13 protein-coding genes are annotated in these 14,013 nt (G+C 68.3%); 5 read left to right on the top strand and 8 right to left on the bottom strand.

Features of this window, described 5'->3' with window-relative positions; all coding sequences use genetic code 11:
- The first annotated feature begins 172 nt into the window (after positions 1 to 172).
- The gene (locus tag VGI62_RS09695; protein ID WP_331504275.1) at positions 173 to 463 is read left to right on the top strand and encodes a hypothetical protein; all 291 of its coding nucleotides are present in this window, start codon (positions 173 to 175) and stop codon (positions 461 to 463) included.
- 420 nt (positions 464 to 883) lie between these two features.
- On the opposite strand, the gene VGI62_RS09690 is transcribed toward VGI62_RS09695, so the two are convergent.
- From VGI62_RS09690 to cofE, 8 genes are all read right to left on the bottom strand, one after another.
- On the bottom strand, positions 884 to 2,032 hold the full coding sequence (locus VGI62_RS09690; protein ID WP_331504274.1) for a pyridoxal phosphate-dependent aminotransferase: 1,149 nt from the start codon (positions 2,030 to 2,032) through the stop codon (positions 884 to 886).
- Between the two features lie 7 nt (positions 2,033 to 2,039).
- On the bottom strand, positions 2,040 to 2,336 hold the full coding sequence (locus VGI62_RS09685) for a hypothetical protein (RefSeq protein ID WP_331504273.1): 297 nt from the start codon (positions 2,334 to 2,336) through the stop codon (positions 2,040 to 2,042).
- Between the two features lie 460 nt (positions 2,337 to 2,796).
- The gene (locus VGI62_RS09680) at positions 2,797 to 3,642 is read right to left on the bottom strand and encodes an enoyl-CoA hydratase-related protein (RefSeq protein ID WP_331504272.1); all 846 of its coding nucleotides are present in this window, start codon (positions 3,640 to 3,642) and stop codon (positions 2,797 to 2,799) included.
- Complete coding sequence (locus tag VGI62_RS09675; protein WP_331504271.1) at positions 3,639 to 4,376, bottom strand: hypothetical protein; 738 nt, start codon at positions 4,374 to 4,376, stop codon at positions 3,639 to 3,641. The genes VGI62_RS09680 and VGI62_RS09675 overlap by 4 nt, the downstream gene beginning before the upstream one ends.
- The gene (gene cofH / locus VGI62_RS09670; RefSeq protein WP_331504270.1) at positions 4,373 to 6,694 is read right to left on the bottom strand and encodes a 5-amino-6-(D-ribitylamino)uracil--L-tyrosine 4-hydroxyphenyl transferase CofH; all 2,322 of its coding nucleotides are present in this window, start codon (positions 6,692 to 6,694) and stop codon (positions 4,373 to 4,375) included. Before cofH ends, VGI62_RS09675 begins: the two co-directional genes overlap by 4 nt.
- A complete protein-coding gene (gene cofC, locus VGI62_RS09665; RefSeq protein ID WP_331504269.1) occupies positions 6,691 to 7,347 on the bottom strand; it encodes a 2-phospho-L-lactate guanylyltransferase in 657 nt (218 codons plus the stop codon). The genes cofH and cofC overlap by 4 nt, the downstream gene beginning before the upstream one ends.
- The gene (gene cofD / locus VGI62_RS09660) at positions 7,344 to 8,321 is read right to left on the bottom strand and encodes a 2-phospho-L-lactate transferase (protein WP_331504268.1); all 978 of its coding nucleotides are present in this window, start codon (positions 8,319 to 8,321) and stop codon (positions 7,344 to 7,346) included. Before cofD ends, cofC begins: the two co-directional genes overlap by 4 nt.
- Entirely contained in the window at positions 8,318 to 9,742 is a 1,425-nt protein-coding gene (cofE, locus tag VGI62_RS09655) for a coenzyme F420-0:L-glutamate ligase (RefSeq protein WP_331504267.1), read from the bottom strand. The genes cofD and cofE overlap by 4 nt, the downstream gene beginning before the upstream one ends.
- Before the next feature lie 210 nt (positions 9,743 to 9,952).
- Here cofE and VGI62_RS09650 point away from each other — a divergent pair, with 210 nt between their 5' ends.
- The 4 genes from VGI62_RS09650 to VGI62_RS09635 are packed head-to-tail and all read left to right on the top strand — an operon-like array spanning position 9,953 to position 13,982.
- Positions 9,953 to 10,369 (top strand): Zn-ribbon domain-containing OB-fold protein, encoded by a 417-nt coding sequence (locus VGI62_RS09650; protein ID WP_331504266.1) that lies wholly within the window; start codon positions 9,953 to 9,955, stop codon positions 10,367 to 10,369.
- Positions 10,366 to 11,508 carry a thiolase family protein gene (locus VGI62_RS09645; protein ID WP_331504265.1) on the top strand — a complete coding sequence of 381 codons (1,143 nt, stop codon included), beginning with the start codon at positions 10,366 to 10,368 and terminating at the stop codon, positions 11,506 to 11,508. The genes VGI62_RS09650 and VGI62_RS09645 overlap by 4 nt, the downstream gene beginning before the upstream one ends.
- 17 nt (positions 11,509 to 11,525) lie before the next feature.
- Positions 11,526 to 12,797, top strand: a complete 1,272-nt coding sequence (locus VGI62_RS09640; RefSeq protein WP_331504264.1) for an acyl-CoA dehydrogenase family protein — start codon at positions 11,526 to 11,528, stop codon at positions 12,795 to 12,797.
- Between the two features lie 3 nt (positions 12,798 to 12,800).
- Complete coding sequence (locus tag VGI62_RS09635) at positions 12,801 to 13,982, top strand: acyl-CoA dehydrogenase family protein (RefSeq protein ID WP_331504263.1); 1,182 nt, start codon at positions 12,801 to 12,803, stop codon at positions 13,980 to 13,982.
- Positions 13,983 to 14,013: the final 31 nt, after the last annotated feature.

Raw genomic sequence — 14,013 nt, 5'->3', positions numbered from 1 at the left:
CACTGGGCCGGGTCGGTCAGGTCCAGGACGGGGTCGCCGCCGGCGGCGGTCCACCTTGCCGCCTCGTCTTTGCCGGTTTCCACGCACTACCAACCCATGGGACCGCGAGGCTGGGCTGGAACCTGCCGCCGAGCGACCCGTTTGAGGTGCCGCTTCATGAAAGGAAGTTCGAATGACGACTCTGAACAAACTCCTGGCGACCGGCACCCTCATCGCAACGGTCGCTGGCGGCGCGCTCGCCGTCTCCGCAGTGCCGGCCTCGGCCGACGTGGTCTGCAATCGGTATAACGAGTGCTGGCGCGTGAACCAGCGCTACACAACCTATCCCCCCCACCTAGGTGTGACCTTCCACGACGACGCCTGGCGTGAACAGAACAAGCACGCCCACTACCATTGGCGCAAGGATCGCGACGACGATCGTGGATACTACTCGCACGGCAGCTGGCACTCCTTCAGCAAGTAAGTCGGTGCGGAAAGGCTGCGTCGGCAGACCTCCGCTGCGAGGCGGCGTGCGCCACGCCGCCTCCTTCCGAGCCCGATTTCCAGAAGAATGAACGTTTCCTACGAACTTCAGCGATCAGCGTCGCCATGGCGCTGCTGTAGCTTGCTCCCCCAAAACGGAAGATCACGCCGCTGCGGCAGCTGACCAGGCGCCAGTCGCGACCGCGTCGGCGGCCCAATGACGCTGCTGCCGACGCCAATAGGGCCGCGTCCAATGCCGCGGCCGCCGCTGATGTGGCGGCAGACACCGCCAAGGCCGCAGCTGGGACGGCGGCCGCAAAGCCGACCTCGCGGCTAGGGACCCAATAGCGGGGAGTCTAACGCGCCTAAGATCGTCTCGACACCAACAAACGGTCGAGATCGGTCGCGGCCAGCTGGGTCGCTAGGCGTTTGCAATCCGCCGCGCCGGATCGGTGAGGACCGGTCTCATCCGTGCAATCGCCTCCTCCACCTGAGACGTCGACACCGCGAAACTCATCCGGAAGAAATGATGGCCCGCGACGGGATCGAAGTCGACGCCTGGCGCCGTCGCGACCCCGGTCTCCCGCAGCAAGGATTTGCAGAAGGCGAGGCTGTCGTCGGTGAGATGGGCGATGTTTGCGTAGATGTAGAAGGCGCCGTCGGGCGGGGCGATGGCGCTCAGGCCTAGGTCGGGGAGGGCGTCCAGCAGCAGCTGCCGGTTTCGCGCGTAGACCTGCACGTGGCCCTCGAGCTCCTCACGGCAGTCGAGCGCCGCTAGGCCGGCATGCTGACTGAGCGACGGCGCCGTCAGGAACATGTTGCCGACGAAGGCCCGCGCGCGAGACAGCCGCGCCTTGGGCGCCAGCAACCAACCCAGTCGCCATCCCACCATGCTGAAATATTTGGAGAAGCTGCTGACGACGAACGCCTCCGGCTCGAACTCAAGCATTGAGCGGGCGGGATCGACGTAGCTCAGGCCATGGTAGATTTCGTCGGAAATGATTCGGATGTTCCGGTCGCGGCAGACCTTGGCGATCGCCGCGAGTTCTTCGGCGGCGATGATCGTTCCCGTCGGGTTGGCCGGGCTGGCGATGATCAGCCCCACAGGAGGCGGATCGAGCTCAGCCACGCTGGCGGCGGTCAGTTGGTAGCGGACTTCCGCTCCACAAGGGATTTCCACCGGGATCATATTCAGGGCCCGCAGGGTGTTGCGGTAAGCGACGTAGCCCGGCCGGGCCAGCGCAATCCGGTCGCCGGGCATAAAGTTGCTGGCGAGCGCCAGAACCAAGGCCGGCGAAGCCCCGCAGGTCAGGACGAACTGTTCCGGATCGACCTCGACGCCGTAAGACTCCTGGTAGTGGCGGGCCAGCCGCGCCTTCAGCGCCGGGCTCTCCCAGTACCCCAGGCCATCGGTGTCGAGGATGCGGTGGGCGAGCGCAATCGCCTCGCGCGGCGCGCCGGTGGAGGGCTGCCCGAATTCCATGTGCAGGATCGAGCGTCCCTCCGCCTGCAGGGCCTGGGCGAGGCGCATGATGGAGATCGCCTGAAACGGTTCGATTTCGGTGGTCATGGCGCCTTCAGTCCGCCGCCGTCTGGGGCTCAACAGGGAAGTCGCTGTTGCACGGCCGCGGGCCGCGCAACAGCCGCCATGCGCCTGGGGGCAGGAGGAGCAGGACGAAGATAGTCAGGAAGATGTAGGCGAGCCGGCGGTCGGCGCCGGCAATCAGCGCGACGCGACCGAACCGCGTGGCGCTGAAGACCGAGCTGGTCAGGGCGACCACTGTGACCGGCAAACGCGCCGCCTTCGGCAGAGGCCGCTCGTTGGGGAGCCGATAGGCCTCCAGGTTTCCCGCCGCAAACACTTCAGAGGCCAAACCTCAAGTCGCCTGACGGCAGGATTCGACTGGCGAACCCTGCATCGACCAACGCTTTGATGCGGTGCGATTGCTGCGGCCAGACACGGGGCGCGAGTTTCGGCGGAGGTGTTCTCTCAAAACCCCTGGCTCATCTTGCCCATGCCGATCATGCATCCACGCCCCGCAGGCCGGTCAGAAGGTCCATGGAGAAATTGTTCCTGCACACAGTCGTCCCGCAGATAGCCTTGCGCACCGCGCGTGTCCAACTGTGGTCAGAGCGGGTGAACTTGAGCCTTCGCCGACGCAGCATTTTCACGGCCTCAAAACGCGCTTAGCGCGCCCAAAGAAAAAAGTCCGGAGGGTATAAGCGGTAGGTGGAAGCGGGCGACGGCGCTCAACGCCTGGCCTTGAGTCGAATTCTCCCGTCACGGCGGCATCCAGCCACGCAGGCGCGCCTGACGTCGTCCCCGCGCGGAATTCAGGACTTGGTCCGGTAGTCGCCGAACGCCTGGTCCCGCTCGGAGAGGCCTTTCGTCACGTTCTTGCGAATGGCGGCGAAGGTTTCGCGGCTGGAGGGCGTGGTGAGCGCCAGCGCCTGGATCTCCGCGCCGGCGCGGATGGCGGCGCGCAGGCCCATCAGCTCCATCGCCCGGTGCACCGAGCGCTTGTTCATCTGCTGCACCTCGGTGGGGATCTTGGCCACGCGCTCAGCCATCGCCAGCACCTGCGCGTCCAGGTCGGCGGCCGGGAAGGCGCGGTTGGCGAAGCCCACTCTCACAGCCTCTAGACCGTCGATGGCGTCGCCAGTCAGCATCATCTCCATGGCGGGCCGCAGGCCGCATAGCCAGGCGTGGAACTGGTTGTCCGGCGGGCTCATCATCCGCACCGGGGGGTACCCGATTTGGGCGTCCTCGGCGACGTAGACCAGGTCGCAGGCGGTCGCGAGCTCGCTGCCGCCCGCGAGGCACCAGCCATGCACCTGAGCGATCACCGGCTTGGCCAGGTCCCAGATGCGGAAGCAGCCCTCTACGACGTGGCGCGACCAGTGCCCGACGCCGCCGGCGGTGTGGAACGGATAGGGCGGCGCGGTCCCGCCGGCTAGGTCGTACCCCGCAGAGAAGCAGGGCCCGGCGCCGCGCAGTATCGAGACCTGCACATCGGGATCGACGTCGGCTGCCTCCAGCGCCGCGAAGACCTCGGCCCGCAGCGCATTGGAAAGGGCGTTGCGCTTCTCGGGCCGGTTGAGCGTCAGGCGGCGCACGTGCGGCGCGGGATCATCGATGATCAGGATGTCTGACGAGGGCGCGCCGATGGATGCGGTCATGGTTCTTGGCACCTTTCGGATGTGGGACGCCGGCCCAGTGGCCCCGGACCGTTGGAGAAGTCGCGGACCGAGCCGCGCCGGCGGACAGCACCGCCCGCCCGGCCCGGCTGGAACGTGAAGCAGACGCCGGCCCGGCCCATGTCGGCGGCCGTCGCGAAGCGGTCCACGTCCATGGTCCGCGAAGCGGCCAGCCAAACGGCTCGGCGTAGGATGAGCACCGCTTCGGCGGTCTCGTGCGGAAGGCGGGCGAGGTTCCGGCTGCGGAGATCTCCCGCCCGGTGTCCGGCGAAAGCGGCCGGCTCGACGATCACCCCGTCCTGCAGCGTCCAGCTCAGCATCGGCGCGCCGTCGCAGGCGAGCGCGGCGACCTGCTCGTCGCCGACCGGATCGGCGACGAAGGCGTCGTAACGTCGGGCGCCGAGGCCGCGAGCCGCCTGGGTCACCGCCAGTCCCGCCACCTCGAACATGTGAGTGCACTGGGCCATGGGATCGGTGAAACGGTAGATCGCGGTTGGATCGGTGGAGAGCGGCAGGCCGGCAAGGGCGCCCAGCGCGCCACCGGCCATCGAACAAGTCGTCCAGGGGTAGCGGATTGTCTGGCCGCTGATCGCCGTGACCCTCCTCCCGTCGTGGTCGAGGGTGACGAGAAAGTGGTGGAAGTCGTCCTCGATCTCGGCGACCGCGCGGCCGACTTCGGCGCTGAGACGGATCGCGCGCCGGTAGCCGGGGCTCATTCTGCGGCGGCCACTGTGAGGCCCGGTGCGGGCTCGCCATAGAGCGTTGTGCGCTGGCGCAGCGGGCGACCGGCCGAAGCTGCGGCGAGTTCAAGGTCGGCGACGGTCAGTTCCTGACCATGTGCGGCGCCGGCGGCCCGGCTGATGGACTCGTTCATAAGCACCCCACCCAGGTCGTTGACACCGCCGTTGAGGCAGGCCGCCGCGCCGTCAAGCCCCAGTTTGACCCAGGAGACCTGGATGGAACCAATCGCGCCGTGCAGGGCCAAGCGGGCGACGGCATGCATCAGCACTGTCTCCCGCCAGGTAGGTCCGCGCCTGGCCTGACCCCGCAGGTAGACCGGCGACTGCATGTGCACGAACGGGAGCGGCACGAACTCCGTGAAGCCGCCGGTGGCGAGCTGCAGCCGCCGAATTGCGAGAAGATGCGCCGCCCAATGCCCCAGGTGATCCAGGTGGCCGAACATGATGGTCGCGGTGGTCTTCAGGCCGATGCGATGAGCCGTCCCGACGACCTCCAGCCATTCCTGCGTGGTCAGCTTGTCCGGGCAAATGCGGCGGCGGACTTCGTCGTGCAGAATCTCGGCGGCCGTGCCCGGCAGGGAGCCAAGCCCCGCGTCCTTCAGCCGGCGCAAGAAGGCCTCGACGGGAACGCCCAGGGTGGCGGCGCCTTGGCTGACTTCCAGAGGCGAGAAGGCGTGGACGTGCATGGCCGGCTCGGCGCTTTTCACCGCCTGCAGGATCGAGAGGTAGGTCTCGCCTGTGTAGCGCGGATGGATGCCGCCCTGCAGGCAGACCTCGGTCGCGCCCCTGACGCGGGCCTCGCGGACGCGGTTTGCGATCTCGTCGAGCGGCAGGTCATAGGGCCTGTCGCGGGTTCCGGCCTTCGTCGAGGTCTTCGAAAAGGCGCAGAAGCTGCAACTAAAGGTGCAGATGTTGGTGTAGTTGATGTTGCGGTTGACCACGTAGGTCACCGCCTCGCCGTTCACTTGGCGCCGTAGTGTGTCGGCCGCTTCGACGACAGCGCGGGCTTGGCCGTCGCGAGCTTCGAAGAGTCGAACGACCTCGGCGGGCGTGAGCGTTTCGGCCCGCGCCGCCTTGGCCAGAATTGCGTCGAGGCCGACCAAGCGGAGCACCGTTGGGGCGTGGCCCAGTGGCTGGGCGGGCGAGCCCGGCGCGACGTCGGCGAGGCCGGGGCTCCAGTCCGTGTCCCGCGCGAGACCTTCGCTGTCGGCAAGCCGGCGGACCGCCTTCGCCACGCCGGGATCGAGCCAGGTCTCGGCGGCGCGCACGAACGCCGGATGGGTGGTCAGGCGCTCGACCAATGGCCGACCGAGCGCGGCGCATTCGGCGGCAAGCGTGGTGATTTCCGGCCACGGCGCTTCGGGGTTCACGTGGTCGATGGTCACGGGCGAGATGCCGCCCCAATCGTCCAGTGCAGCCTCGATCAGCGCTCGCGTTCGTCCAGGATTGAGGTTTGGCGGCGACTGAACGGCGACCTCGGGATCGAGGACCAGGCGGGCGGCCGCGATGCTCCAGACCAGTTCGTCTTCGGAAGGCTCCGGCCAGCCGGCCATTTGGGTGCCCGGCTTGGCCCGGAAGTTCTGGACGATGACTTCTTGCAGGTGGCCGTGTTCGCGGTGAAGGTCGCGCAACGCCAGCAGCGCCTCGATCCGTTCCGCGCGCGTCTCGCCGATGCCGATCAGGATGCCGCTGGTGAAGGGGACCTTGGCCGCGCCGGCCTCGGCGATGGAAGCCAGACGCGTCGCCGGGCGCTTGTCCGGCGAGCCGAAGTGCGGGCCGCCACGGGCGCACAGCCGCCCGCTCGTGCTCTCCAGCATCAGTCCCATGGAGCCACAGACAGGGCGAAGCTTGGCGTAATCCTCGGCGGCCAGCACGCCGGCGTTGATGTGCGGCGCCAGACCGGTCTCGACGAGCACGCGTCCGGCGACAAAGGCCAGATAGTCCACCGTCGTTTCGAAGCCCAGCTTGGCCAGACCTTCCCGCGCGGCGGCGTAGCGCAGTTCCGGCTTGTCGCCGAGGGTGAACAGCGCCTCCTTGCAACCCGCGGCAGCGCCGTCGCGGGCGATCGCCAGCACCTCATCAGGCGACAGGTAGGCGGCGGGCAGCCCGCGGGGCGCTTTGGCGAAGGTGCAGTAGTGGCAGACGTCGCGGCACAGCTGCGTCAGGGGGACGAACACCTTGCGCGAATAGGTCAGCCGTTCCGGCCCGCGGGCGTCTCGGACCACGCGGGCGGCGGCGGTGATCTCCGCGAGCGGCGCGGCGAGCAGCCAATCGGTGAGCTGTCCGTCGTTCACGCTGCCACGCCTCGTCGCGGGAGGAAGGCGCGGGCCAGCGCAGCGGCCCGACCTTTAGTTCCGGAGCCGGCCAGGCGATCGAGGTCCTCGGGCCGGTCGAGGTCCTGGCTGAGGCTCGCGAGGCGCGGAGAGGCTACGGCCAAACCCATTCCAGCTGCGCCGCCGCAATGGCGGCGGAAGCTGTCCGAACCGAACGCCAGCGGGAGCGCCAGGCCTACCGGCTGAATGATCGCGCCGGTCCCGCCGTCCGATTGCGAGCGGACGATCACGATCGCGCCGTCGGCCGCGTGTTTCGCGGCCTCGGTCATTTCGCCAGCGTCCAGGCGCGGCAGATCGCCCGGCAACAGAGCGACGAGACCTTCGGGATTGTGCGCGGCCAGCCGCTGCCGGGCGGTCTCGAAGGCGGCGTTCAGCCCGCGCGGCTCGTGCTCCAACACGATCACCGCGCCAGCGTCGGCGGCGAGCCGCGCGAACTCCGGGGTGGGCGTCACGACGTATGCTCGCTCGACCGATCCGCAGCCGGCCAGGGCTTCCAGCATGTCGGTCAACATCGCTTCGGCCAGGGCGGCGCGCTCAGACTCCGCGAGCCGGGCGGCCAGCCGCGACTTGGCCGCCGGGCCGCCGCGAGCGGCGATGACAACGCGCAGGCTCATGACACCCTCCGCGAACCCGCGGCGGGGCGGGCAAGCTCGGTGGCGAAGGCGATTGTCTCACGGGCCAGACGGAAGCGATCCTCGTCATTCTTCATCACGCTGCGGGCGACGAGTGGTTCGAGCGCAAGCGCACGAAGTTCGGCGGCGTCGGCACGGTCGGTCTCGTCGATCACCAGCCCGTCCAGCAGGCCGCCATAATGGCGCCCCACGGCGGCCGACCCGGGCTCGACGCCCAGCTCCCGCATCAGCTTCGCGGCCGGGCCCTTGATCGCCCGGCCACCGACAATGGGAGAGACGGCCACGATCGGCGCCGAGAGACCGGCCAGACCGGCGCGCACGCCCGGAACGGCCAGGATCGGATCGATGCTGAGATAGGGATTTGACGGGCAAACGATCACCGCAGCGAGGTCCGAGCGCGCCAGGGCCGCCGCGAAGGCAGGAGACGGTCTCGCCCTCTCAGCGCCTGCGAACCGCACGCCGGTCACCACCGGCCGGCACTGCTCGCCGACGAAATAGCGCTGGAAAGGCAGCTCCCCGTCGGCGGTCTGGATGATCGTGCGCACGGACTCATCGGACATTGGGACGACCCGGTGCGCGATCCCCAGCGCCGTCGTCAGCGTGGCGGTGACCTGCGATAGGCTCTCGCCGGCCGCGAGCCGGCGCGTGCGTTCCACATGCATGGCGAGGTCGCGGTCACCAAGGTTGAACCAGCTTTCGCCGCCCAGGCGCTTCAGGGAGTCCATGAAGGCCCAGGTTTCGCCGGCCAGGCCCCACCCGCGTTCGCGGTCGGCCAAGTCCGAGAGGCTATAGGCGACTGTATCGATATCGGGCGAGACGTGTAGGCCCAGGTGGATGAAGTCGTCGCCGGTGTTGACGACGATGGTCAGATCGTCGGGCGCCAGGGCCCGAGTCAGGCCGAACGCCAGCTTGGCGCCGCCGACGCCGCCGCAGAGGGCGATGGTGTGGCCCTTCACCGGAACAGGTCCTTCTCGAGCGGACGGAGCAACTCGCCGATCCCGACGTCCGCCTCGTCGCGGTCATAGCTCGCCCCGCGGACGATCGCGGCAGGCGTGCCCTCGGCGGCCTCACCTATGCTCAGCGACGCGGCGGCTGCGAGCTCATCGGCCACCCCGATCACGGTCGCCTGGAGCTCGCGGCCGAACAGGTCGGTCTCGCCGCGGCGGTCGCGCAGGGGCTTGATCCCGGAGACGCCGATCGCATGTCCCGTGGTCCCCATGCGCCAGGCGCGGCCGACGCTGTCGGAGACGATCACCGCGATCCGCATACCGAAGTGTGCTTCTAGCGCGACGCGCAGTGCTCGCGCGCTCGCGTCGGGGTCTTGCGGCCAGAGCAATACCACAGGCCCCCCGTCTGTCGGCACGTTCGAGGCGTCTATGCCGGCGTTGGCCAGGACGTGGCCGGTTCGGTGGCGTGCGATGATCACGCCAGGAACGACACGCATCAGCTCCTGCGCCTCGGCGACGATAAGCTCGATGACGGCCGGGTCCTTGTCGGCCTTGGCGGCGAGCTCGCGCGCGCCGGCGCTTGGATCGACGGAGGCCAGCGCAACAGCCCGATCCTCGACCTTGGAGACCACCTTCTGCGCCACCACGAGGACGTCGCCCTCCTGCAGCCCCATGGGCTCCAGCGCCGCGATCAGCGCGCCAGCCAGGTCGTCGCCGGCCTTGAAGAGGGGCAGTCCCGAGAGCGGCGTGATGGCGATTCCGGCTGCGCGTTCCGGCGCATCCTTCGGCCGGCCTGTAATGCGCAGACCGGACTGCACCAGCTTGTAGCGGCGGTTGAGCTGGATCAATATCGAGGTCAGGGCCTCGGCCGCCGCGGAGTTGGCCAGCGGTCCGACGTGCCAACTCTTCAGGCCAAGCTCCGCGAGCACGCCGCGGACCACCTCCACCGCCTCGGCGTCGTCGCCGGCGACCAGCACCTCGGATTCGATCGGCCCGCCCGTGGCCAGCTTTTCGGCGCCAATGTTCTGCAGCGCGGAGACGACGCGAACGGCTTCGCCCAGAGCGGCTTGGGTCTCTACGGCCGCCGACCCGGCGGCCGGCAGCTGCACCGTTCCGACTTTCGGCGGCCGCAGCGGCACGGTCGCATCGACCACGATCTTGCCCTGAGCGGCGTCCCTGATCTGCTCCAGCGTCTCGGGGTGGGCGCCGTAGGGGACTGTCAGCACGACGATCTCGCCCTGAGCCGCCGCCTCGGCTACGCCGGCGCCATGCGCAACGCAGTCAGAATGTCCGGCGAGCTCCGCGGCGGCGGCCCGCGCCTTGGCCGGGTCGCGCGAGCCGATCCAGATCTCGTGCCCGCGTGCGGCCAGCCGCCCGGCCAGCGCCGCGCCCAAGGCGCCCGTCCCGCCGATGATGGCAAACCTGGTCAACGCCGCTCCCTTCGCCCCGCTGCGCGGGATCGTTGCGCGAAAGGCTAACAGGTTTCCGAGCCGGCGCGGAGCGCGCCCATCGGGCGAGCTGCGCGTGCACCAACCGTCCTGCAGCACTCCGCTCTTTTTCGCGATTGAACTATAGACTCTTATAATCATTATGATCAATCTAGCTAGAACGAACTATAATGGTGGAGGAGTGGGATGGGCGTGGCGCCTATTGCCCAGGGGCTGTTCGAGGTGGTCGACGGCGGACCGCGGCTGATCGGCGGCGTGCGCAAAAGCGACGGTAAGGTGGTCTTCCCAATGCCTGAGGGGCCGGAGGCCCAGTTCTACGAGCCCACCCACCTGGCGCCGGAAGGAACGCTGTGGTCGTACACGGTGCAGCGGTTCCGGCCGAAGACGCCGCCCTACCAGGGCGCAGACGACGAGGAGAGCTTCCGGCCGTTTGCGCTCGGCTACGTGGAGCTTCCCGGACAGGTGATTGTCGAGAGCCGCCTCGCGACCGAGGACTTCGGATCGCTGAAAGTCGGTATGCCGATGCGCCTGACGCTGATGCCCTTTCACCGAGCCGGCGGCGACGTCCTGACCTTCGCCTTCCAACCCAGCCAAGGGGCCCCAGAATGACCAACGTGCGCATCGTCGGCGTCGGCATCCACACCTTCGGCCGCCATCCCGCCAAGACAGGCCTCGACCAGGGCGTCCATGCCGCCCGCGAGGCGCTTGGCGACGCCGGCCTCGAATGGAGCGACATGCAGTTTGGCTTCGGCGGATCCTCCGCCGCGGGCAACGCCGATGCTGTCCTGCCGCGCCTGGGCCTGACCGGCGTGCAGTTCGTCAACGTCGCCAACGGCTGCGCGACCGGCGGCTCGGCCCTGCTCTCGGGCTACTGGGCGATCAAGTCGGGCGAATTCGACCTCGGCCTGGTTGTCGGCTTCGACAAGCACCCACGCGGCGCCTTCAACTCCGACCCCTCCGAATGGGGTCTTCCGGACTGGTACGGCGAGCAGGGGATGATGCTCACCACCCAGTTCTTCGCCAACAAGATCACCCGCTACATGAGCCTCCACGGCATCACCTCCACGACGCTGGCGCGGGTGGCGGAGAAGGCGTTCGAGAACGGGTCGAAGACACCCCACGCGTGGCGGCGCGAACCTGTGGGGCTAAACACCATCCTGAATTCGCAGATGCTGTCCGACCCGCTGACCAAGTTCATGTTCTGCTCACCGGCCGAAGGCGGCGTGGCGCTGATCCTGGCCTCGGACCGGAAGATGCGCGAACTGGGCCTGGCGGGCCCACGACTGCGCGGCGCGGCGGTGCGCACGCGGGTGAACGGCTCGTTCGAGGTGTTCTCGCCGTCGCTGGACGTCGAGCGGGGTCCCTCTCCGACGGTGCTGGCGTCCAAGGCCTGCTTCGAAATGGCCGAGGTCGGCCCCTCCGAGATCGATGTGGCCCAGATCCAAGACACCGAGTCCGGCGCCGAGGTCATGCACATGGCTGAGAACGGCTTCTGCACCGATGGTGAGCAGGAGCAACTGATCGCCGATGGCGCGACCCGGCTGGGCGGTAAGCTCCCCATCAACACCGACGGCGGGTGCCTGGCCTGCGGCGAGCCCATCGGCGCCTCGGGCCTGCGGCAGGTCTACGAGAACGCCCAGCAGCTGCGCGGCCGCGCCGAGGGGCGTCAGGTCGAGGGCGCCAGGCTCGGCTACAGCCAGGTCTACGGCGCGCCCGGCATTTCCGGCGTCGTGATCCTCGAAGTCTGACCCTGCGGAGCCCCCCCTTGCAGTTCGAACACAGTGAGAAGACCAAGGCGCTCGTGGCGCGCGTCGCGCGCTTCATGGACGAGCATATCTATCCAAACCTGGAGATCTACGCGCGCCAGGAGCACGCGGGCGAACGCTGGAAGGCGGTGCCGATCGTCGACGAGCTGAAGGCCAAAGCCCGCGCCGAGGGCCTTTGGAACATGTTTATGCCGCCGCACAGCGGCCAGACCCATGTCGATGACACCTTCAAGTTCGAGGGCGTTCAACTGACGAACCTGGAGTTTGCGGCCATCGCCGAGATGTTGGGCCGCGTCGGGTGGTCGTCGGAGGTGTTCAACTGCTCCGCGCCGGACACTGGCAACATGGAAGTCCTGATGCGCTATGGCACGCTGGCGCAGAAGGAGCGCTGGCTCCGTCCACTGATGAACGGCGAGATCCGCTCGGCTTTCCTGATGACGGAGCCCGCGGTGGCCTCGTCCGACGCCTCCAACATCGAGACCCGGATCGAACGTGACGGCGACGACTATGTGATTAACGGCCGCAAGTGGTTCTCGTCCGGCGCTGGCCATCCACGGTGCGGCGTCTACATTCTGATGGGCAAGACCGACCCTGGCGCGCGCACCCACGCCCAGCAATCGATGGTGCTGGTTCCGGCGGGGACGTCCGGCGTCACCCTCGAGCGGATGTTGCCCGTATTCGGCTACGACCACGCCAGCCACGGCGGCCACATGCAGGTGCTGCTAGAGAACGTTCGCGTGCCGGTCGAGGAGGCTCTACTGCTCGGCGAAGGCCGCGGTTTCGAGATCGCCCAGGGCCGGCTTGGCCCCGGTCGCATCCACCACTGTATGCGCATTATCGGCGCCTGCGAGGTCGCCCTCGAGAAGATGTGCCGGCGGCTGCTGGATCGCGTCGCCTTCGGCAAGGCGCTGGCCGAGCATTCGATCTGGGAGCAGCGCATCGCCGAGGCGCGGATCGACATCGAGATGTGCCGGCTGCTCTGCCTCAAGGCCGCCTGGATGATGGACGTGGCGGGCAACAAGAGCGCCCGGGCCGAGATCGCCATGGTGAAGGTCGCGGCGCCGCGGATCGCCTGCAAGGTGATCGACGACGCGATCCAGGCGCACGGTGGGGCCGGGGTGACCGCCGACTTCGGTCTAGCCGAACTCTACGCCTCTAACCGCATCCATCGGATCACCGACGGTCCGGACGAAGTTCACGCCCGCACCATCGCGCGCATGGAACTCGGCAAGTACGCCCCGACCAATGCGCCGCGGCAGGCGGTGGCCTGAGCCATGGATGCCGCCCACGCCGACGCCGCGTTCCGCGAGGAGGTCCGCGCCTTCCTGCAAGCGGCCCTGTCGCCCGACATACGCGCCGCCCAGGCCCGGCAGGCCGGCGTTTTCTCCGAAGGCGACCTATGCCGCCGCTGGCACAAGGTCCTGCACGCGAAGGGCTGGGTCGCTCCGTCCTGGCCGAAGGAATACGGCGGTCCCGGTTGGACCCCGATGCAGCGGTTCATATTCGCCGACGAGTGCGCGCGGGCGAACGCCCCGGTCCTGCCGGCCATGGGCCTGCAGATGTGCGGGCCTGTGCTGATGAAGTACGGTACGCCTGAGCAGAAGGCTTTCTTCCTGCCCGCCATGCTGTCGGGCGAGCACTACTGGTGCCAGGGCTATTCCGAGCCGCAGTCGGGCTCCGATCTGGCGTCCCTGCAGACACGCGCCGTCCGCGACGATGACCACTACGTCGTCTCTGGATCCAAGATGTGGACGACGCATGCGCACTTCGCGAACTGGATGTTCGTGCTGGTGCGCACTGACACCGAGGTGAAGCCGCAGGCGGGCATCAGCTTCCTGCTCACCCCGATGGACGCGCCGGGCCTAACCGTGCGGCCGATCATCTCGATCTCGGGCGAGCACGAGATCAACCAGGTGTTCTTCGACGACGTGCGCGTGCCGGCGGCGAACCTGGTCGGCGACGAGAACCAGGGCTGGTCGGTGGCCAAGTACCTTCTGGAGTTCGAGCGCGGCGCAGGCGCCCAAGCGGCGCGGTTGAAGACGATGCTCGATTCGGCGCTGGAGATCGCCCGGGCCGAGGGCTTGGACGATCCGGCCTTCCGCCAGCGTTGGTGCGCCATCGACATTCAGTTGCAGGCGCTCGACCACGCCGAGCGCAGCGTCGCGGAGACTTTGATGGCCGGCAAGAGTGTCGGCGACACCATCGCTTCTCGGCTCAAGTTGACGGTCAGCACGTTGCTGCAGCTGGTCACCGAGCTCGCCATGGAGGCGCTCGGCCCCTACGCGGCGCCGGACCAACGCGAGGCGCTGGGCATGGGCGCGAACCGGCCGCCGGTCGGGCCCGGCTATGCGCTCACACCGACCGCCAAGTACCTGAACAGCCGCGCGGCTACGATCTACGGCGGCTCCAACGAGATCCAGCACAACATTCTGGCGCGCGTGCTCCTGGGCGCCTGAGTCAATCGACGCTTGATTATGATGACAATCA

It is taken from the genome of Phenylobacterium sp. (assembly GCF_036495085.1).
In the GTDB taxonomy this organism is placed as follows: Bacteria; Pseudomonadota; Alphaproteobacteria; order Caulobacterales; family Caulobacteraceae; genus Phenylobacterium.
This window is presented reverse-complemented; position numbering and strand designations above follow the sequence as displayed.